Here is an 18521-nt window from a genome sequence, read left to right as displayed (position 1 = left end):
CAGGCACCGGCGGGTGGCGGACCCCGTGGCACATCCCGGTGTCTGGTACACCACATCGCTGCGAATCGGAGTATGCGGGCGTGCGTTCACCGCGCGCTATAGGCTCGCGACCGTGGCAGAACCAACGACGATGTCGGAATCGGCCGGGCCGGCCCTGAAAACCGGATGGCCCGATCGTGCGACGAACGCCCGCCTGCACTATGTGTCCGGTAAGGGCGGCACCGGTAAGTCGACGGTTGCCGCCGCGCTGGCGCTTGCCCTGGCCGCGGGCGGCCGGCGGGTCCTGCTGGTCGAGGTGGAGAACCGGCAGTCCATCGCGCAGTTGTTCGATCTGCCGCCGCTGCCGCCGACCGAGACCAAGATCGCCACCGCCGACGGCGGCGGCGAGGTGATGGCACTGGCCCTCGATATCGAGCACGCGTTCCTCGAATACCTCGACATGTTCTACAACCTGGGCTTCGCCGGCCGGGCCATGCGCCGGATGGGGGCGATCGATTTCGTCACCACCATCGCGCCGGGGCTCCGTGACGTCATCCTCACCGGCAAGATCAAGGAATGCGTGGTCCGGGCGGGTAAGGACGGCAAACCGGTATACGACGAGGTGGTCGTCGACGCGCCGCCCACCGGCCGGATCGCGAGTTTCCTGGATGTCACCAAGGCCATGGCCGAACTCGCCAAGGGCGGGCCGATCGCGGCCCAGTCGGAAGGCGTCTCCCAGCTGCTGCATTCCGATCAGACGGTGATCCACCTGGTCACTCTGCTCGAGGCACTGCCGGTGCAGGAAACCCTGGATGCCATCGCCGAACTGCGCGCGGGCGACCTGCGTATCGGCAGCGTGATCGTCAACCGGGCCGCACACAGTCCGATGTCCGCCGAATCGCGCGCCGCCGCCACCGACGGCGAACTCGACACCGAGGCGCTGCGCGCCACCCTCGAGGCTGCCGGAATCGGCCTGTCCGCCGCCGATTTCACGGGTCTGCTCACCGAGGCGGTGGAACATTCGGCCACCATCAACACCCAGGACCAGAGCGCGTCGGAACTGCTGAACGTAGAGGTCGCGCGTTTGCTGCTGCCCGCGCTGGCCGACGGTATGGACCTGGGCGGCCTGTACGAACTGGCCGCCCATCTGAACGAGCAGGGAGTCCGATGAGTACGCGACCGGGTCCGGCGGCGCTGGATATCTCCACCATCATCGACGATCCGGCGGCCCGGGTCGTGGTGTGCTGCGGATCCGGCGGGGTCGGCAAGACCACCACCGCGGCCGCGATCGCGCTGCGGGCGGCCGAACAGGGTCGCAAGGTCGTGGTTCTCACCATCGATCCCGCCCGCCGGCTGGCCCAGTCGCTGGGGGTCGCCGACCTGGACAACAGCCCGCAGCGGGTCGAACTGGGCCCCGAGGCCAAGGGCCAGCTGCACGCGATGATGCTGAACATGCGGCGCACCTTCGACGAGATGGTGCTCGAGCACACCGCGCCGGACAAGGCCGAGCAGATCTTCGCCAACCCCTTCTATCAGGCGGTGGCCTCCTCGTTCGGCGGCACGCAGGAATACATGGCGATGGAGAAACTGGGCCAGCTCGCCGGGCGCCGGGAATGGGATCTCATCGTGGTGGACACCCCGCCGTCGCGCAACGCCCTGGATTTCCTGGACGCCCCCAAGCGGCTCGGCAACTTCCTCGACGGCCGCATGATCCGGGTCATCATGGCGCCCGGCCGCGGGGTCGGGCGGTTCGTCACCGGCGCGATGAGCCTGGCGGTGCGCGGGGTGTCGACCATCGTGGGCGGCCAGATGCTCAAGGACGCCTCGAATTTCCTGCAGTCGCTGGAATCGCTGTTCGGTGGTTTCCAGGAGCGGGCCAACCGCACCTTCGACATGCTGGCCGAACCGGGAACGCATTTCCTGGTGGTCGCGGCGCCCGAACCGGACGCGCTCCGCGAAGCGTCGTTCTTCGTCGACCGGCTCTCGACCGAGAAGATGCCGCTGGCCGGTCTGGTCCTCAACCGCACCCATCCGGTGCTGTGCTCGCTCCCGGCCGATCACGCGCTCACCGCCGCCGACCGGCTGGCCGAGACCGAACCGCTGGCGGCGGGGGTGCTGCGGGTGCACGGGCAGCGGGTGGCGACCGCGCGGCGGGAACAGCATCTGCTGCACCGGTTCACCGGCGCCCATCCGCGGGTGAAGATCGTCCCGGTGACCGCGCTGCCCTTCGATGTCACCGATCTGACGGCACTGCGGGCGGTCGGGGCGCAGCTGGCGGGCGGCGATTCCACCGCGGCGGGCTGAGCACCGCCGGACCGCCGCGCCGGAACCGGATATCCGGCCCCGGGTAGTCGGCCGCCGGCCACTCGTCCCGCGAGTGGCCGGCGGCCGGGTCGTCCAATGGGAATTGGCTTACATCGCTACCTGGTGCGTCCGCTGGACGTGGAAGAAATCCGCCCAGGAGGTCACGTCCGGATGCTGCTTGAGCAGCGCCCGCCGTTGCCGTTCGGTCATACCACCCCACACTCCGAACTCGACCCTGTTGTCGAGGGCGTCCGCCCCGCATTCCATCAGGACCGGACAGTGCCGGCAGATCGTCGCCGCCTTGCGCTGAGCCGCGCCGCGGACGAACAGTTGATCGGGATCCACTTCCTTGCATCGGGCCTGGGAGACCCAGGCGATCCTCGCTTCGGCCTGCTCTACGTTCAATCGAGCGACGGGGGTGGTTGTCATGTGCATTTGGTGTGCCCCTTTGCCAGTCCGAACACCGGGTCACGGCGCTCCGGAATCGCGTGCCACCCCGCAGCAACCCGAACCCCGCTGCGAAGTGCACCACATTCCACATTGAGTGTTAGCTCTATCACACTGAGCTCTCAATCTAGGTAAAGGTATGCCCCGAGCGCAAGACCGGATGATGACTTTTTGGTACGTCCGTGCCTGCCGACTCCGGTCCGTTCCCCGCCCACGAGCCCGTATTCGCATGTCAGGACCTATCGCGCGAATCCGGCGCGAAGATCTCGAATCGAACGGAACAACACCCGGTGTCCACACTTCACGAGCGCCGCGGGCCCACCCTCTACGCTGGTGCTGTGCCGATCACACGTGCGCTCATCAAGCTGGCGGGCAGCTGTGTACTCGCCTCCGTGCTCGTTGCGGGAATGTTGTTCCCGGTCGCCGGAGGTTTCGGATTCGTCTCGAACCGCGCCGCCGACGCCGTCGACAACGTCTCCGCGGAGCTGGTCGAGGGAACCGTGCCCGCCGTCTCCACCATGGTGGACGCCGCCGGTAATCCCATCGCCTGGCTGTACGAACAGCGCCGGTTCGAAGTACCCAGCGACCGGATCTCCAACGATATGAAGCTGGCCATCGTTTCCATCGAGGACAAACGCTTCGCCGACCACCACGGTGTGGACTGGCAGGGCACCATCCGGGCCTTCCTCACCAACACCAGCAGCGGTGAGGTCCAGCAGGGCGCCTCCACGATCGACCAGCAGTACGTGAAGAACTTCAACCTGCTCGTCGTCGCGAAGACCGACGCCGAACGCCGGGCCGCCATCGAGACCACCCCCGCGCGCAAGATCCGCGAGATCCGGATGGCGCTCACCCTGGACAAAGAGCTCAGCAAGGACGAGATCCTCACCCGGTACCTGAATCTGGTGCCGTTCGGTAACTCCTCCTACGGCATCCAGGACGCCGCCCAGACCTACTTCGGTATCGACGCCAAGGACCTGAACGCCGCCCAATCGGCCATGCTGGCCGGCATGGTGCAGAGCAGTTCCAAGCTGAACCCCTACACCAACCCCGAGGGCGTCACCGTCCGGCGCAACACGGTGCTGGACACCATGATCCAGAACATCCCCAGCCGGGCCGAGGAACTGCGCGCCGCGAAGACCCAGCCGCTGGGCGTACTCCCGGAGCCCAAGGGCCTGCCCCGCGGTTGTATCGCGGCCAACGACCGCGGCTTCTTCTGCGATTACGCCCTGTCGTACCTCGCGAACGCGGGCCTGAGCAAAGAGCAGATCGAGAAGGGCGGATACCTCATCCGCACCACCCTGGACCCCGCCGTCCAGGACTCGGTGAAACGTTCGGTCAACGCCAACGCCGACCCGCATCTGCCGAATATCGCCGAGGTGATGTCGCTGATCGGCCCGGGCAAGGACAAACACCCGCTGCTCGCGATGGCGAGCAGCCGCACCTACGGCCTGAACCGGGACGAGCACGAAACCCTGCTCGCCCAGCCGTATTCGATGGTCGGTGACGGCGCCGGATCGGTGTTCAAGCTGTTCACGACCGCCGCGGCGATGGAGAAGGGCATGGGCATCAACGCCCAGCTCGACGTTCCGGGCCGGTTCGACGCGCGTGGCATGGGCAACGGCGGCGCACCCGGCTGCCCGCCCGCCACCTACTGCGTCGAGAACGCCGGCAACTACCGGTCGCCGATGTCGGTCACCGAGGCGCTGGCCACCTCGCCGAACACCGCGTTCGTGAAACTCATCCAGGCCGTCGGCGTGACGCCGACCGTCGATATGGCGGTCCGTCTGGGCCTGCGGTCCTACACCGAGGCCGGTACCTCCGGGCACGACGACAACCAGAGTCTCGCCGATATGATCAAGGGCCAGAATCTGGGTTCGTTCACCCTCGGGCCGGTCGCGGTGAACCCGCTGGAACTGTCGAATGTGGCGGCGACGATCGCCTCCGGCGGTGTCTGGTGCCCGCCGTCCCCGATCGCCGAGGTCATCGACCGCTACGGCAAACCGGTACCGCTCACCGAGCAGGCCTGCGAGCAGGTCGTCGAACCGGGTCTGGCCAACACTCTCGCCAACGCGATGAGCAAGGACCACAGCGGCGGGGGTACTGCCTCGGCCGCGGCCGGAGCCACCGGCTGGAATATGCCGGTGGCGGCGAAAACCGGCACCACCGAAAGCCACCGCTCCTCGGCCTTCCTCGGATTCACCAATTCCATGGCCGGCGCCACCTACGTCTACGGCGACAGCCCGACGCCCGGCGAGATCTGCTCCTTCCCGCTGCGCAACTGCCCCGCCAGCGATGCCAACGGCCTGTTCGGCGGTAACGAACCCGCCCGGACCTGGTTCGGCGCGGTGAAGGGCGCCGCGGCGAACTATCCGCCACCCGCCCTGCCGCCCATCGACGAGAAATACGTGCGCGGTGCCGAGAACGCGCAGGTCCCCGACGTGGTGGGAATGACGGCGGGTGAGGCCACCGGAGCCCTCACCGGCGCCGGGTTCAAGGTCACCTCGGTGAACGCCCCGGGATCGGCGCCGAAGGGCACCGTCACCGGGTCGACTCCGAACGGCTCGGCGATTCCGGGCTCACAGGTGACGATCTACCTCAGCGACGGCACCATCCGGGAAGCACCCCAGCAGGGCCGCCCCGCGGCGCCGACACCGAACGCGCCCGGTCTGCCGTTGCCGCCGTTCCTGCCCCCGATCCCGATCCCGGTACCGATCCCCCGGTGACCCGGCCGGTGCGGGCGCGGCTCAGAGTCGCGCCTTCACCGCCGCGGAGATCCGGGAGCCGTCGGCCTTACCCGCGGCCAGCGCGGTGGCAACCTTCATGACCTGCCCCATCTGCCGCATCCCCGGCCGTTCGCCGAGTTCCTCGGCGACCTCGGCGATCGCGGTATCCGCGAGATCGGCCACCTCGGCCTCGGTGAGCTGGGTGGGCAGATATTCGTCGATGATCCGCGCCTCGGCGTGCTCGTTGGCCGCCAACTCGCCGCGACCCGCCTGGGTGTAGACCTCGGCGGCCTCGTTGCGTTTCTTGGACTCCTTGGTGAGAACCCCCACGATCTCGGCGTCGGAGAGCTCGCGGGCTTCCTTCCCGGCGACCTCGGCCGTCTGCACGGCGGCCAGCAGCATTCGCAGCGTGTTCAGGCGCAGCGAATCCCTGGACTTCATCGCGGCGGTCATATCGGCGCGCAGCTTCGATTTCAGTTCCGACATGCGCGCAACGGTAGCCGCTGCGCATCGCCACGCCCACCGGTTAACCCGCGAGCGGTGGGCGTGTCCGCCCGGTTCGCGACTCCCTGTTTCCCGAGGCCACGGGCCGCTCACGGCCCGTTACGCAGGGTCATCGCGGCGCCACGCCCCTGTAACTGTGGCTCAACACGCTGCGCGTAGCGGGTGCCGGTCACCTATGCTGGGCAAATGCCCGTGATCTCGACGTCGGTCCTCCGCCGAACCGCATTCGGCGCCGCCGGAGCCGCGGCGGCCGGAGTCGGCTACGCCTCACTGATCGAACGCAACGCCTTCGTCCTGCGCGAAACCACCATGCCGGTGCTGCGGCCGGGTTCGGCGCCGCTGCGGGTGTTGCACATCAGCGATCTGCATATGACCCCCGGGCAGAAGCTCAAACAGCAGTGGCTGCGCGAACTGGACCGGCTGGAACCGGACCTGGTGATCAACACCGGCGACAACCTCTCGCATCAGAAGGCGGTCCCGGCCGTGGTGCAGTCGCTGGGCCCGTTGCTGTCGCGGCCCGGCCTGTTCGTCTTCGGCAGCAACGACTATTTCGCGCCGGTGCCGAAGAACCCGCTGAAGTACTTCGACAAGAACCACAAGCGGGTACACGGGGCGCCGCTGCCGTGGAAGGATCTGCGCGCCGCGTTCACCGAACGCGGCTGGCTGGACCTCACCCATACCCGGCGCGATATCGAGGTCGGCGGTATCCGGATCGCCAGCGCGGGCGTCGACGATCCGCATCTGCAGCGCGACCGCTACGACACCATCGCGGGCGCCCCCAATCCACTCGCCGACCTGCGAATCGGCCTCACCCATTCGCCGGAGCCGCGGGTCCTCGACCGCTTCGCCGAGGACGGCTACGACCTCGTCCTGGCCGGCCACACCCACGGCGGGCAGCTGTGCCTGCCCGGTTACGGCGCCCTGGTCACCAACTGCGATATCGATCGCTCCCGGGTGAAGGGGCCGTCGAAGTGGGGTGCGCATACCCGCCTGCACGTCTCCGCCGGTATCGGCACCTCGCCGTGGGCGCCGTACCGCTTCTGCTGCCGTCCCGAGGCGACCCTGCTCACCCTGGTGGCGGTGCCGCCGAAGAAACCGGCCGCCGAATCCGGCCACGGTATCTCGACCTCGCAGGCCGTCGCCCGCTGACGGGCCGGTCGGCCGGTATAAACAGCCCTGAACAGGCGGTTTCTTATCCGGCCCGGACCTGATGTAAGCTACCTCAGGTCCGCTTCACGGGGTGTGGCGCAGCTTGGTAGCGCGCTTCGTTCGGGACGAAGAGGTCGTGGGTTCAAATCCCGCCACCCCGACTCGTGTTGGTCGAGACACGATAAGGCCCCTGACTTTCGTCAGGGGCCTTTCTCGTTTCACGAAACCCCTTCCGGCCCCGACACCTTCCACTCTCCGGCGCGGACCTATCCGCGTAGCGCGTCCAGAGCTTCGGCGAGTTGGGCGCCGGAGGGTAGTTCGCCCTCCGGGTTGCTCATCCAGGTCAGTGCGAGTCCGTTGAGGATCACCAGATAGAACTCGGCCAACGCGCGAGCCCGGGATTCGCCCAGCCCGGGATGGGATTCGGCCAGGATGGTTGCCATTTCGGTGGCCGCTGTGGCGCTCAACTCGCCCATGCGGGCCTGTTCGCTCGGTGTGCGATAGATCCGCACCAGGTTCTCCACACTGGCCACCAGGACATCGCGGTGCTGCGAGAACACGTCGGCCATACCGTCGAATACCCGCGCAAGCGCGGCCCCCGGCGGTGTGCCCGCCCCGGCGCGGATCCGGCGTTCCATCTCGTCGCCGATCACCCGGCCGCTCTCATCGGTGAACGCCTCGGTGAGCAACCTGTCCTTCGACCCGAAGTGGTAGCCGATCGCGGCCAGGCTCACCCCGGCGGCGGTCGCGATGTCGCGGGCCGTGGTGGCGGCGAATCCGCGCTCGTAGATGCAGGTCCGGGCGGCGGCGAGCAGATCCTCCTTGTTTCCCATACGCCCACTCTAGATCACGTCTTAGACATTTGTTCTAGACGATTGTTCTAGATCTGTGTTAGACATTCGTCTAAGACGTTCGACCCAATCGAATCGAGGGCCCGATGACCACCCACCCCATCCCCGGCAACCTCCGAGTGCTGATCTCCGGCGGCGGAATCGCCGGTAACGCCGTGGCGCTGCGCTTGCTGCGCAGCGGTATCCGGCCGACCGTCGTCGAACGCGCCCCCGGGCCCCGGCCGGGCGGCCAGGCGGTCGACCTGCGCGGCCCCAGCCGGCTCGTCGCCGAGCGCATGGGCCTGATGCCGGGAATCCGGCGGCGGCAACTCGACGAACGCGGCATGCTGCATGTCGACGCGAACGGGCGGGAAGTGCTGCGGATGCCGGCCGAGGCGTTCGGCGGCAACGGGGCAGTCGCGGAGATCGAGATCACCCGCGGCGATCTGAACCAGGTGTTGCTCGATGCCGTGTACGAGGCAGCCGGGCAAACCGGAATCGACTACCGCTACGGCGAGCATCTGCGGGGGCTGCGTGAGCACGCCGACGGCGTGACGGTGGAATTCGCTTCCGGGCACACCGAGGAGTACGACCTCGTCGTCGGCGCCGACGGCCTGCACTCGGTCACCCGGCGGCTGGCCTTCGGGCCGGAGGAACAGTTCAGTACCTATCTCGGCGCGTACACCTCGTATTTCACCGTGCCGACGCCCGCGGGAATCGAACCGCACTGGATGACCATGTACTCGATGCCGGGCGGGGTCGTGGCGGGACTGCGGCCCGACGCGGATCCGGCCACGTCCAAGGCGCTGGTCACCATCCGCCGGCCCGCCGACCCGGCCTTGGACCGCGATCCCGCGGCGCAGCGACAACTGATCCGGGACCGGCTCGCCGGCGGCGGCTGGATCTGCCGGGAGATCGTCGACGCCATGGATCACGCCGATGATTTCTACTTCGACGAAATGGCCCGGATCGTCATGCCCGAGTGGGCGACCGGCCGGATCGCGCTGGTCGGCGACGCCGGCTACTGCGGTTCGCCGCTCACCGGCCAGGGCACGGCGATGGCCCTGGTGGGCGCGTATGTGCTGACCGGCGAACTGGCACGTACGCCGGACCGGCCCGGCGCCGCGCTCGCGCGGTACTCGGAGGTTCTGCGCCCGTTCGTCGACACCGCGCAGGAACTGCCGCCGGGTGGGGTGAAGGCGATGGCCCCGCGGACCATGACGGGTATCCGGGCTTCCCGCGCGCTACTGCGGGTGGCGATGTCGCGACCGATGCAACCGATGATGACCCGGATGCTCACCGCGACGGAGAGTTACACCCTCCCCGACTATCCCGGCGACCGGACGGGTGCGGTCGCGTCCTGACCACCGCCCCTCCACCGAATGGCCGGCCGGCGCAACACTGTTTCGTCCGGCCGGCCGGAGACCCACTGGCCGTATGGTGTCGCCGATCATCCAACGGTTACCTTTCGCGGCGGCGGATCGGCCGAACTCTCTGGTCCGCCGATTCCGCTGCTGAGCATCCGGAAGAGCCGAATTGGTATCGCCGACCCGCCGGACCGGTCACCCCGCGAGACCGGTCCGGCGCACGACCTTCGTTTCCCGGCCGGTCTGCCACCCCACGAGGCAGACCGGCCCTCCGGTTTCCCGGACCCCTTCAACTCCGAGGCGGCTCCGGATCTCCTCCCCGGACGCCGGAACCACCTCTCACCCCCCTCGACGGATCCCGGGGATCCGTCCTGTGATCGGGATATGTGCCGGGTCCTCCCCAGGCACCGGCCCATATCCCGGACCTTCTGCGGCGGCTTCGGCTACTGGCGGGTGCCGAAGACGCCGGGTTCGGTGCGACCGCCCCCGGCCGGGTGGCCGATCGCATACATTTCGGTATTCGCCACCGCGGTCTGTCCCCCGGCGGCGCCGGCCCGGGCGGTGGTCGGCTCGGTGATCATCTCGGGTTTCCTTCTCGTTGTGTCCGCCGGTCTGTTCCGGCTACGACACAACAATGCGGCCCGGCACTTGGCGCGCCCTTAACGTGAACTTATAACGCTGCGAACACGGCCCGTCACGGCCCGGACAAGGTCGTGCCACGGGTTCGGAGGACCGGCCCGCGGGCCCGGGTATCTCGGGCATCATGGAGGCATCCGCTACGACAGAAGTGGGAGTGTCGATGGATACGTTGGTCCTCTGGGCCCTGGCCTGTGCCGTGTACTGGTTCGGCCTGCTGTAGAAGGAAGCGGACCGGTGCCGCCGCGGCGCCGGTGAGCGAGCGCCCCCGGCCGATACGTGATCGGCCGGGGGCTCGCCGTTGCTGGGGCGGCGCACGCGGGAAACCGGCACCGCCGCGCCGCGCGCATTAGGGTGATCCGCATGGCGCGTTCGGGCGGGCTCCTGGCGGGAGTTACTGCGGTATTACTGGTGGCCGGGCAGATTTTCGCAGCACAGGCGTCCGCGGCCCCCGAACCGGCCGAGGCGGCATGCGAGGTCTCCTCGGCACGCGAGCCGCAGCGCGCGCGGCCGGAACAGGCCGGTTTCGACCCGGACCGGCTGGCCGCCGCGCTGGCCTTCGCCGGTGACCGAAATCGGTTGAACGTGCAGATCTTCCGGCACAACTGCCTGATCGGAGAAGGGCCCGGTAACGGGCAGACGGGGCATCTGCCGTGGAATGTCTGGAGCGTGACCAAGAGTGTGGTCTCGCTGCTCGGCGGGATCGCGGCCGACCGGGGACTGCTGGATATCGAGGCGCCGATCGACCGGTATCTGCCACCTGGACTGGGCGATCCGGCGCGGCGCGCGATCACGGTGCGCAACCTGCTCACCGAAACCTCCGGAATGCGCACCGGCGTGGTCACCGAGGGCATCACGGGAGCCATCCCGATCGACCCCAACAGCGCCGTGCAGGCCCTGGGCGTACCGCTGGATCACGAACCCGGAACCGTTTTCACCTACAGCCAGCGCACCGTGGACCTGCTCTCCTATGTGGTGGAACTGGCGGTCGGCGAACCGCTTCAGGAATTCGCGCAGCGCGAACTGTTCGATCCGCTGGGGATCGCCCGTGGCGACTGGTACTGGGCGCGCGACCGGTCCGGTCACACCTACGGCTACGCGCATCTGCTGATCCCACCGGACGATCTGGCGAAACTCGGCCTGCTGGTCGCGGGCGGCGGCGATTGGAACGGGCGGCAGATCGTGCCCGCGGACTATCTCGCCCGCGCGACCACTCCGTCGGCCACCAACCCCTGCTACGGATACCTGTTCTGGACCGGCGCCGGGTGCGCCGAGAACGCGTCGTTCCTTCCGCCGGACACCTATGCCATGGCCGGTGCGGGGATGCAGAACGTCTTCGTGATGCCGAGCCTGGATCTGGTGGTGGTGTGGACGGGCGCTTTCGGCAATATCAGCCGGTACGGGCCGGCCGGGATCCTGCAGAACACCGATGAACTGCCGCACGAATTCTTCCGGCTGCTGATGGGGGCGTTCCGGGAACCGCCGGTCGCCGATCCGGGGCCCTATAACGAGCCCCCGGTCCAGGCCGACCCGGATTCCTATATCGACACCGATATCCTGCTGGCCGTTTTCGGTATCGGCCAGTCGGCGTATCCGGGTTGCGATGTGCTGGCCTGCCTCGGGCAACCGCTGGCCGCCCCGTTCAGCGACGCCCCGCCCGGCTGCACACTGCTGATCTGCGTGGGCGGCGATCCACGGACGCCCGGCATCCGCGGCTGAACCGGGAGCCGGGTACCGGCAGAGATATGCCCCGGCCCGCGCGGGCCGGGGCATAATTCGCTCAGCGATCCTCGAGGAGGACTTCCGCGATCTGGATGGTGTTCAGCGCGGCGCCCTTGCGCAGGTTGTCACCGGAGATGAACAGCGCGAGGCCGCGGCCGTCCGGGACACCCGGATCCTGGCGGATCCGGCCCACCAGGGAAACGTCGCGACCCGCGGCCTCCAGCGGAGTGGGCACGTCGACGAGTTCCACCCCGGGCGCCTTGGCCAGGATCTCCTGCGCCCGCTGCACCGACACCGGATCGGCGAATTCGGCGTTCACCGACAGCGAGTGCCCGGTGAAGACCGGGACCCGTACGCAGGTGCCGCTGACCAGCAGATCCGGCAGGCCGAGGATCTTGCGGCTCTCGTTGCGCAGCTTCTGGTCCTCGTCGGTCTCGCCGGAGCCGTCGTCGACCAGCGCTCCCGCCAGCGCCAGCACGTTGAAGGCGATGGGAGCCACGTATTTGTTCGGGGCCGGGAAATCCACGGCGCGGCCGTCGTGGGTGAGCTTCTCGGCATCGCCGATCACGGCGCGGGTCTGCGAGGCGAGTTCCTCGACTCCGGCCAGACCGCTACCGGATACCGCCTGGTAGCTCGATACGATCAGCCGCTGCAGGCCCGCCGCGTCGTGCAGGGGCTTGAGCACCGGCATCGCGGCCATGGTGGTGCAGTTCGGATTGGCGATGATGCCCTTGGTGAGATTGCGGGTCTGCTCCGGATTGACCTCGCTGACCACCAGCGGGACATCCGGATCCTTGCGCCAGGCCGAGGAATTGTCGATCACGGTGACACCGGCGGCCGCGAACCGCGGCGCCTGCACGCGCGACATGGTGGCGCCGGCGGAGAACAACGCGATATCCAGACCGGACGGATCCGCGGTCTCGGTGTCCTCGACCACGATCTCGCCGCCGCGGAACGGCAGTTTCTTGCCCGCCGACCGCGACGAGGCGAAGAACCGCACCTCGTCGGCGGGGAAATCCCGCTGTTCCAGCAGTGTGCGCATCACGGCGCCGACCTGCCCGGTCGCGCCGACGACTCCTACTCGAACACCCACGATTACCGCCCCGTTCCGGCGTGGACGACGGCGACCTCGTCGCCGCCGAGGTCGAATGCCCGGTGCAGCACCTGCACCGCGTCGTCGAGTTCGGTGTCCTTGACCAGGACCGAGATCCGGATCTCGGAGGTGGAGATCAGGTCGATATTGATCCCGGCCTCGGCCAGCGCCTCACAGAAGGTCGCGGTGACGCCCGGATGGCTCTTCATACCGGCGCCGACCAGTGAGACCTTGCCGATGTGATCGTCGTAGAGCACCTGGGAGAAACCGATCTCGCTCTGGTGCCCGGCCAGCATCTCCACGGCCCGCTGGCCGTCGGAGCGGGGCAGGGTGAAGGTGATATCGGTTTTCCCGGTCTCCACCTTGGAGATGTTCTGCAGGACCATATCGATGTTGATCTCGGCCTCGGCCACCGCGCGGAACACCTTCGCGGCGTATCCGGGGACGTCCGGTAGTCCGACCACGGTCACCTTGGCCTCGCTGCGGTCGTGCGCGACGCCCGTGAGGATTGCTTGTTCCAAGGGAATGTCCTCCATCGATCCGTATACGTAGGTGCCCTGCTTATCGGTGTAGGACGAGCGCACATGCACGGGCACGTTGTAGCGGCGCGCGTACTCGACACAGCGCAGCATGAGCACTTTGGACCCGCAGGCCGCCATTTCCAGCATCTCCTCGTAGGAGACCTGCTCGAGGCGCTGCGCGTCGGCGACGATGCGCGGGTCGGCGGTGAACACGCCGTCCACATCGGTATAGATCTCGCAGACGTCGGCCTCGAGCGCGGCGGCCAGCGCGACAGCGGTGGTATCGGAACCGCCACGACCCAGCGTCGTGATGTCCTTGCTGTCCTGGCTGACACCCTGGAAGCCGGCGACCAGCACGATGGTGCCCTCGTCCAGTGCTTCACGCAGCCGGCTCGGCGTCACATCGATGATCTTGGCCTTGCCGTGGGCCGAAGTGGTGATCACACCGGCCTGGGAACCGGTGAACGAGCGCGCTTCGGCGCCGAGGGTGTGGATGGCCATGGCGACCAGCGCGTTGGAGATACGCTCACCGGAGGTGAGCAACATGTCCATCTCGCGGACCGGCGGCGCCGGCGAGACCTGTTCGGCCAGGTCGAGCAGTTCATCGGTGGTGTCACCCATGGCCGAGCAGACCACGACCACGTCGTGGCCCTGCTTCTTCGTCTCCACGATCCGTTCCGCGACGCGCCGGATCCGTTCGGCCGACGCGACCGAGGATCCTCCGTACTTCTGGACAACGAGTGCCACGAGGGGTCCTCCAATGTCGACGAACAGGCGATCAGTGCATAAGCGTACCGATGCCGGTACGCCCGCCCCGGGAGTATCCGCCCTGGCTGTGGAATAACACACAGACGTGTGACATCACATTTTCCCGGCCGCGCGCGGATCGGGCGCGGCGGCCGGGCCGGATCCACTCACACCCGGTCGAACCAGGTGAGCTGCGCTCCGTTGCGGAATTCCTTGCGCCGGACAGGCGTGAACGAGGTGGGGCGGAAGCCGCCGGCGACCATCGGCACCCCGGTCCCGGCCAGTACCGGATAGCTCTTGATCATGAGTTCGTCGATCTCGTCGATCAGTGCCCCCGCGAGGATGCCGCCGCCGCACAGCAGGATGTCCTTACCCTCGGGACCCTCTTCTCGTTTGAGCCGGCGCACGAGCTCCACCGGTTCGGATCGGACGAGTTCCACTTCGGGATCCCCGATCGCGTCGAGAGTGGTGGAGACGACGTACTGCTTCATATGCGAGTACGGGCCGGTGATACCGGCCGAGAAGGCCGGTTCGTAGGTGCCGCGGCCCATGACCAGCGTGTCCCATCGCTGGTTGGGGGTGTCGAGCGCGATTCCGAACGGTTCTCGTAGATGCGTCGGGACCGTTTCCGGATACCGGGCATTGATCCATTCGGGCATGTCCTCGGTCCACGGATAGAAGTCGTACTCACCGGCCGGGCCCGCGATATAGCCGTCGAGCGAGACGCCCACGTAATAGCTGAGCTTTCGCATGCATACCACCTTGATCGTTGTACTACTTCTGAAGTGGTTTGAATGTAGTACTACATTCGTAGTGGTGTCAATCGGAAATTGCCGGTCTCTCGGCTCGGCACATTCACCCGGACCGGAATCAGCGGAAATCGGAAATAGCGTCAACACATGGGTTGTGACACCCGACACTTTGGCCGAATAATGGGGGCCATGATGGCGAATGTCGGAGACCACTTGCACGTGCACGGGCATACGGTCGGACAGGGTGATCATCTCGGCGAGATCGTCGAAGTCCGCGGCCCGGACGGAACGCCGCCCTACATGGTGCGTTTCGAGGACGGCCACGAATCCCTGGTCTTCCCCGGCCCGGACGCGACGGTAGAACAACCACTCTGAATCCCCCCGGCCCGAGCACCTCTCGCGCCCCCGCGGAGATTCGACCCCCGGCGCACGGCGGGTCGCATCCTCGCGAACCGGACACCCTACCCCCAACCGGCGAGTGTTGACGATCACGCGCCGGTCGGGAGAGAATCGTGGCCGATTCGTAATAACCGGGGGCCCAGAGGAACCGATGCGTACCAAGACCGATATTCGTTTCGATGTCGACGCCGACCCAGCTCAGGTCATGGACGCATTGATGGCGATCGAAATGCTCTCCGAATGGTCACCAGACCTCGACGACGCCCGCGTCGCCACCCGCGACGCGGAAGGCCGGCCGCGGCGGGTCTTCATCCAGGTGTCCATCTCCAACACCCCCGATATGCAGGTCTGGGAGTTCGGCTGGGCCGACTACCGCGTGTCCTGGGAGGTCTCCGACAGCACCCGCGGCGCCCGCGGCGGGGGTTTCTTCGAGGTCACCTCGGGTGAAACCGGCAGCGAGGTGCTCCTGCACGTCGAGCAGTACACGCCGGCGCCGATCCCGGGTTTCCTCTTCAAGAAGACCGTCCGCAAATCCTACGAAGCCCTGGTGGAGAACTTCATCGCCTACGCGGAGCAGTTCCCCGAACCGAGCTTCACGCCTGCGTCCGATCCTGATCCTGCCTGGTGAGGTGGCGGGCGGTGAGATGGTGTGCGGTCGGGCCGTACGCGGAGGGCGCGACCCGCACCCCGGTGCGCACCGATTCGCGGATCTGATCCACGTTCTCGCGGATCATGTCCGAGACCAGTTCGTCGGTGCGCGGATCGGCGAGCACCTGGAACAGGATGCGGAACACGGTATCGGCGACCAAGCGGATGATGTCGTCGTGGAAGGGGATGTAGCGCACCCGGCCGGTCTGTGGATCGTTCTTGATCATCTCGAGGATCATCTCGTCGATCTCGGTCCGGTTCTCCTCGAGCGCCGCCGCGATATTGCGGGTGTAGTGCCCGGTGCGTAGCACCGCGGTGACCTCTTCCATGATCGCGATGGTCATCGGGCGTTTGATGACCTCGACGATGGTGCCCACCGAATGGTTGATGACGGCCGCGGTGACGCGGTCCCCGAACACGCGGTCGGCGACGCGGGCGAGGCGGACCAGGATCACCACGATCCGCAGCAGCCGGAAGGCCCGGAAGAACGGGCTGGTCACCGGGATCATGCCGACGATCTCGTACCAGTAGACGAGCGGATAGGTCCACGACCAGCCGGCCCGCCGCCAGCGCCACAGGAACTCGGCGGCGAATACGGCGCAGATCGTCACATCGACGACGGCGATCACGCGGTGGGTTTCGGGCGATACGTCGAAGAAGGTGATCCAGCAGACAAGCACCACCGAGACGACGGCCAGGGCCAGCATGACGAAATCGGTCCACAGGGCGGGTGGTTTCCGGGGGAAATCCCGTGGTTCCGGCTCCGGAGAGTTCGGGAGCCCCGCCCCTGGAGAGTTCGGGAGCCCCGGCTCCGTGGACGACCATGCTGGCACGTGGGTTCCCTTCGACGCCGGACGAACGCCGTCCAGTATCACCCGGGACCCGGCCGCCGACCCGGGAAATACGCCGGTGCACCGGCGCGGGCACCACTCAACGGGACATCACTCGACAGCACGCCGCGGACGGGCGTCCGGCCGCGATATCCCGGCTCAGTGTCCCTCGCGGATGATCGCCTCGATATTGCGTTCGGCCAGCGCGGTGATCGTGAGCGACGGGTTGACGGTGGCGGTACTGCCGGGGATCGCCGCACCGTCCATGACGTAGAGACCCTTGTGACCGTGCACCCGGCCGTAGGCATCGGTGGCCCTGCCCAGCACGGCGCCACCGAGCGGATGCGCCGTGAACAGGGCGTTCGCGTCGTATCCGAGCGCCCCGTACTCGGCCAGCGCGCCGGCCCGTTCGGCGATCCGCCGATCCACGGTGCGGGCGGCGTCGGCGGCGGCGTCCTGCGCGCGCTGCGGCCAGGTCAGGCCTACCCCGTTCGAGGCGGGGTCGTAGGAGAAGCGGGCGCGGGTGGAGTCCAGGACCATACCGAGCGAGGCCAGCGCCCCGGTTTCGAACGGGATACCCGGGATGTACCAGTTCTCCAGAGTCAGCGGAGTCGCGCCGCTCTCGTCGAAGACACGGCTGGCGCTCGGCACACCCTGGCCGTTTCCGGCCACCGCACTCGCACCGCGGGCCAGCACCACGTCACCGTTGGTGCCCCAGCCGTCGCCGATGTGCTCGTTGAGGTCGGGCAGGGTGCCGGTCGCGCGGGCCCGGACCAGCAGTTCGGAGGTGCCCACCGAACCGGCGCCGAGGAAGAGTTTGTCGCAGGTCAGGGTGCGGGTACCGAGAGCCGGGCCGGTGGGATGCAGCCGGGTCACCGTCACCACGAACCGGCCCCCGGGCTCCTGGGCGATGGTGTCGACCCGGTGACCGGGGAAGATCCTGGCCTTCCCGGTGCCCTCGGCCTCCTTCAGATAGTTCTGGTTGAGGTCGAATTTGGCGCCGTTGGAATTGCCGAGGTTGCTGCGTCCCACCGTGGCCGAGGGCCGGGTGGCTCCGGACAGCTCGCGGCGCAGAACATCCCAGTTGAAGATGGAGTCGTTGCGGATGACCCGGTAACCGGCCTGCCGGACCTGATCGTCCCAGGCACGTGAATGGGCGAAGGGCGCCGAGTGATAGATATCGTCGGGCATCGGATCGAGCCGGAGCATGCCGCGGACCCGCGGGTAGTAGACGCGTTCCAGTTCGCCGTAGTCGACCACACCGCCGAAGACATGGTCGAACAGGCGACGCTCGGGCGCGATCATCGCGCCGGTGAACACCACCGAACCGCCACCGACCGCGGCACCACGCCAGACATCGATACCGGGGAACCGGGTGCAGTCCAGGACACCGCCGAACTCGGCGAAATGCATGGGCACCTTGGTGACGCCGGTGAAGCTGGTGGCGTGCCAGAAACCGCGGCCGTCGGGCAGATCGTCACCGGTGAAGATCTCCCGCCACGGATCGCTGGGCCAGCGCGAACCGCGTTCCAGCACGGTGGTCGCCACCCCCGCCTGCGCGAGCCGCAGGGCCGAAACCGCCGCGCCGAAACCGGAACCGATCACGATGGCCTCGGTATGGGCGGGGGCGTCCGGGACAGTGGCGAAGATCTCCGGAACCCACTGGGCGAACAGATCGTGCCAGGGTTGCGCCGCGGCCCTGGGAAGTACCGGGTCGGGTTTCGGGACCGCCGACCCCATCGCTCCGATAAGAGCAGCCGCCCCCGCGGCCTTGAAAAGGGCACGCCTATCCACCCCGACACCTCTCTCAAAAACTCCGTCGGCGCAGAGATGGTACCGGGATTCACCGGTACTTGCACAGTGGGAA

General features: G+C 67.6%; 17 protein-coding genes and 1 tRNA gene. 9 read left to right on the top strand and 9 right to left on the bottom strand.

Translation table 11 applies throughout. The features are described from left to right. Positions 1–130: 130 nt before the first annotated feature. Together bagA and bagB are read left to right on the top strand one after the other, a co-directional pair. Positions 131–1150 carry an ATPase BagA gene (gene bagA / locus ACZ6SF_RS31635; RefSeq protein WP_466067260.1) on the top strand — a complete coding sequence of 340 codons (1020 nt, stop codon included), beginning with the start codon at positions 131–133 and terminating at the stop codon, positions 1148–1150. Continuing rightward, a complete protein-coding gene (gene bagB, locus ACZ6SF_RS31630; RefSeq protein WP_466067191.1) occupies positions 1147–2283 on the top strand; it encodes an ATPase BagB in 1137 nt (378 codons plus the stop codon). Before bagA ends, bagB begins: the two co-directional genes overlap by 4 nt. Before the next feature lie 108 nt (positions 2284–2391). On the opposite strand, the gene ACZ6SF_RS31625 is transcribed toward bagB, so the two are convergent. Then, positions 2392–2718 carry a WhiB family transcriptional regulator gene (locus ACZ6SF_RS31625; RefSeq protein ID WP_450004080.1) on the bottom strand — a complete coding sequence of 109 codons (327 nt, stop codon included), beginning with the start codon at positions 2716–2718 and terminating at the stop codon, positions 2392–2394. 419 nt (positions 2719–3137) lie between these two features. Here ACZ6SF_RS31625 and ACZ6SF_RS31620 point away from each other — a divergent pair, with 419 nt between their 5' ends. Beyond that, positions 3138–5456 (top strand): penicillin-binding protein, encoded by a 2319-nt coding sequence (locus ACZ6SF_RS31620; RefSeq protein ID WP_466067259.1) that lies wholly within the window; start codon positions 3138–3140, stop codon positions 5454–5456. A gap of 21 nt (positions 5457–5477) precedes the next feature. Here the strand turns inward: ACZ6SF_RS31620 and ACZ6SF_RS31615 are convergent, their stop codons facing one another. After that, positions 5478–5942, bottom strand: coding sequence for a GatB/YqeY domain-containing protein (locus tag ACZ6SF_RS31615; RefSeq protein WP_466067189.1), 465 nt, complete (start codon positions 5940–5942; stop codon positions 5478–5480). 204 nt (positions 5943–6146) lie between these two features. Here ACZ6SF_RS31615 and ACZ6SF_RS31610 point away from each other — a divergent pair, with 204 nt between their 5' ends. Further along, on the top strand, positions 6147–7109 hold the full coding sequence (locus ACZ6SF_RS31610) for a metallophosphoesterase (protein WP_466067187.1): 963 nt from the start codon (positions 6147–6149) through the stop codon (positions 7107–7109). Positions 7110–7196: 87 nt separating this feature from the next. After that, positions 7197–7270: transfer RNA gene (locus ACZ6SF_RS31605), tRNA-Pro, on the top strand. Positions 7271–7375: 105 nt separating this feature from the next. Here the strand turns inward: ACZ6SF_RS31605 and ACZ6SF_RS31600 are convergent. Continuing rightward, on the bottom strand, positions 7376–7942 hold the full coding sequence (locus tag ACZ6SF_RS31600; protein WP_466067185.1) for a TetR/AcrR family transcriptional regulator: 567 nt from the start codon (positions 7940–7942) through the stop codon (positions 7376–7378). Positions 7943–8046: 104 nt separating this feature from the next. Here ACZ6SF_RS31600 and ACZ6SF_RS31595 point away from each other — a divergent pair, with 104 nt between their 5' ends. After that, on the top strand, positions 8047–9303 hold the full coding sequence (locus ACZ6SF_RS31595; RefSeq protein ID WP_466067183.1) for an FAD-dependent monooxygenase: 1257 nt from the start codon (positions 8047–8049) through the stop codon (positions 9301–9303). Positions 9304–9749: 446 nt separating this feature from the next. Here the strand turns inward: ACZ6SF_RS31595 and ACZ6SF_RS31590 are convergent, their stop codons facing one another. After that, positions 9750–9887: a hypothetical protein gene (locus ACZ6SF_RS31590; protein WP_466067181.1), complete on the bottom strand. Its 138-nt coding sequence runs from the start codon at positions 9885–9887 to the stop codon at positions 9750–9752. 418 nt (positions 9888–10305) lie between these two features. On the opposite strand from ACZ6SF_RS31590, the gene ACZ6SF_RS31585 reads away from it, so the two are divergent. Then, a complete protein-coding gene (locus tag ACZ6SF_RS31585) occupies positions 10306–11661 on the top strand; it encodes a serine hydrolase domain-containing protein (protein WP_466067180.1) in 1356 nt (451 codons plus the stop codon). Between the two features lie 61 nt (positions 11662–11722). Here ACZ6SF_RS31585 and ACZ6SF_RS31580 read toward each other — a convergent pair whose 3' ends face one another. The 3 genes from ACZ6SF_RS31580 to ACZ6SF_RS31570 form a co-directional block, all read right to left on the bottom strand. After that, a complete protein-coding gene (locus ACZ6SF_RS31580; protein ID WP_466067178.1) occupies positions 11723–12757 on the bottom strand; it encodes an aspartate-semialdehyde dehydrogenase in 1035 nt (344 codons plus the stop codon). Between the two features lie 2 nt (positions 12758–12759). Then, a complete protein-coding gene (locus ACZ6SF_RS31575; RefSeq protein ID WP_466067176.1) occupies positions 12760–14025 on the bottom strand; it encodes an aspartate kinase in 1266 nt (421 codons plus the stop codon). Positions 14026–14192: 167 nt separating this feature from the next. After that, complete coding sequence (locus tag ACZ6SF_RS31570; RefSeq protein ID WP_466067175.1) at positions 14193–14777, bottom strand: dihydrofolate reductase family protein; 585 nt, start codon at positions 14775–14777, stop codon at positions 14193–14195. Positions 14778–14966: 189 nt separating this feature from the next. Here ACZ6SF_RS31570 and ACZ6SF_RS31565 point away from each other — a divergent pair, with 189 nt between their 5' ends. Further along, positions 14967–15152: a DUF1918 domain-containing protein gene (locus ACZ6SF_RS31565; RefSeq protein ID WP_466067173.1), complete on the top strand. Its 186-nt coding sequence runs from the start codon at positions 14967–14969 to the stop codon at positions 15150–15152. Between the two features lie 175 nt (positions 15153–15327). Next, positions 15328–15804 (top strand): SRPBCC family protein, encoded by a 477-nt coding sequence (locus ACZ6SF_RS31560; RefSeq protein ID WP_466067172.1) that lies wholly within the window; start codon positions 15328–15330, stop codon positions 15802–15804. Here ACZ6SF_RS31560 and ACZ6SF_RS31555 read toward each other — a convergent pair. Together ACZ6SF_RS31555 and ACZ6SF_RS31550 are read right to left on the bottom strand one after the other, a co-directional pair. Continuing rightward, positions 15770–16531, bottom strand: a complete 762-nt coding sequence (locus tag ACZ6SF_RS31555; protein ID WP_466067170.1) for an ion transporter — start codon at positions 16529–16531, stop codon at positions 15770–15772. The two genes, ACZ6SF_RS31560 and ACZ6SF_RS31555, sit on opposite strands and share 35 nt — an antisense overlap. Before the next feature lie 282 nt (positions 16532–16813). Further along, complete coding sequence (locus ACZ6SF_RS31550) at positions 16814–18394, bottom strand: GMC oxidoreductase (RefSeq protein WP_466067169.1); 1581 nt, start codon at positions 18392–18394, stop codon at positions 16814–16816. Between the last annotated feature and the right edge of the window lie 127 nt (positions 18395–18521).

Source organism: Nocardia sp. NPDC049935, assembly GCF_055586645.1.
This window is presented reverse-complemented; position numbering and strand designations above follow the sequence as displayed.

Coding starts and splice junctions, on each gene's coding strand:
- ACZ6SF_RS31565 (WP_466067173.1), top strand. CDS start 14,967: ATGATGGCGAATGTCGGAGACCACTTGCACGTGCACGGGCATACGGTC.
- ACZ6SF_RS31590 (WP_466067181.1), bottom strand. CDS start 9,887: ATGATCACCGAGCCGACCACCGCCCGGGCCGGCGCCGCCGGGGGACAG.
- ACZ6SF_RS31610 (WP_466067187.1), top strand. CDS start 6,147: ATGCCCGTGATCTCGACGTCGGTCCTCCGCCGAACCGCATTCGGCGCC.
- ACZ6SF_RS31615 (WP_466067189.1), bottom strand. CDS start 5,942: ATGTCGGAACTGAAATCGAAGCTGCGCGCCGATATGACCGCCGCGATG.
- ACZ6SF_RS31595 (WP_466067183.1), top strand. CDS start 8,047: ATGACCACCCACCCCATCCCCGGCAACCTCCGAGTGCTGATCTCCGGC.
- bagB (WP_466067191.1), top strand. CDS start 1,147: ATGAGTACGCGACCGGGTCCGGCGGCGCTGGATATCTCCACCATCATC.
- ACZ6SF_RS31570 (WP_466067175.1), bottom strand. CDS start 14,777: ATGCGAAAGCTCAGCTATTACGTGGGCGTCTCGCTCGACGGCTATATC.
- bagA (WP_466067260.1), top strand. CDS start 131: ATGTCGGAATCGGCCGGGCCGGCCCTGAAAACCGGATGGCCCGATCGT.
- ACZ6SF_RS31550 (WP_466067169.1), bottom strand. CDS start 18,394: ATGGGGTCGGCGGTCCCGAAACCCGACCCGGTACTTCCCAGGGCCGCG.
- ACZ6SF_RS31555 (WP_466067170.1), bottom strand. CDS start 16,531: ATGCTGGCCCTGGCCGTCGTCTCGGTGGTGCTTGTCTGCTGGATCACC.
- ACZ6SF_RS31585 (WP_466067180.1), top strand. CDS start 10,306: ATGGCGCGTTCGGGCGGGCTCCTGGCGGGAGTTACTGCGGTATTACTG.
- ACZ6SF_RS31620 (WP_466067259.1), top strand. CDS start 3,138: ATGTTGTTCCCGGTCGCCGGAGGTTTCGGATTCGTCTCGAACCGCGCC.
- ACZ6SF_RS31600 (WP_466067185.1), bottom strand. CDS start 7,942: ATGGGAAACAAGGAGGATCTGCTCGCCGCCGCCCGGACCTGCATCTAC.
- ACZ6SF_RS31560 (WP_466067172.1), top strand. CDS start 15,328: ATGCGTACCAAGACCGATATTCGTTTCGATGTCGACGCCGACCCAGCT.
- ACZ6SF_RS31625 (WP_450004080.1), bottom strand. CDS start 2,718: ATGCACATGACAACCACCCCCGTCGCTCGATTGAACGTAGAGCAGGCC.